The organism is Kistimonas ophiarachnellae (assembly GCF_057552235.1).
Genome location: NZ_BAAJPA010000070.1, coordinates 1 through 518 on the forward strand (window position 1 = coordinate 1; position 518 = coordinate 518).

Annotated in this window: 1 protein-coding gene; it reads left to right on the forward strand. The window is 55.4% G+C overall.

Features of this window, described 5'->3' with window-relative positions:
- Positions 1–518, forward strand: a 518-nt coding sequence (locus AC27K1_RS21670) for an Ig-like domain-containing protein (RefSeq protein ID WP_487152877.1), incomplete at both ends; no start/stop codon positions are given.

Genomic DNA, 518 nt, shown 5'->3' on the forward strand with positions numbered 1-518 from the left:
GCGACTTTCAGGACCTGGCCGCCGGAGAAACCCGTCAGGTTACGTTTACCTATGTAGCGGTTGATGATTCAGGCGAAGGGAATGCCACCAGTGAACCGGCCACGGTCACTATCACGATAACCGGTACCAACGATAAACCGACAGCGGCAGTTGAGAGTGTCAGTGCTACGGAAGATGGTGCTGCGGTAACGGGCAACTTTGGTGCCATGGATGCAGACACCACCGATACCCACACCTTCAACATAGTGAGCCAGCCGACAGAAGGTACGGTAATCAACAACGATGACGGCACCTTCAGTTTCAATCCGGGCAGTGACTTCCAGGATCTGGCCGCGGGAGAAACCCGTCAGGTCACGTTTACCTATGTGGCGGTTGATGATTCCGGTGAAGGGAATGCCACCAGTGAACCGGCGACGGTCACGATTACGATTACAGGGACTAACGACAAGCCTACTGCCGAAGTAGTGAGTGTCAGTGCCACGGAAGATGGTGCGGCAGTGACCGGCAATTTCAGCGCC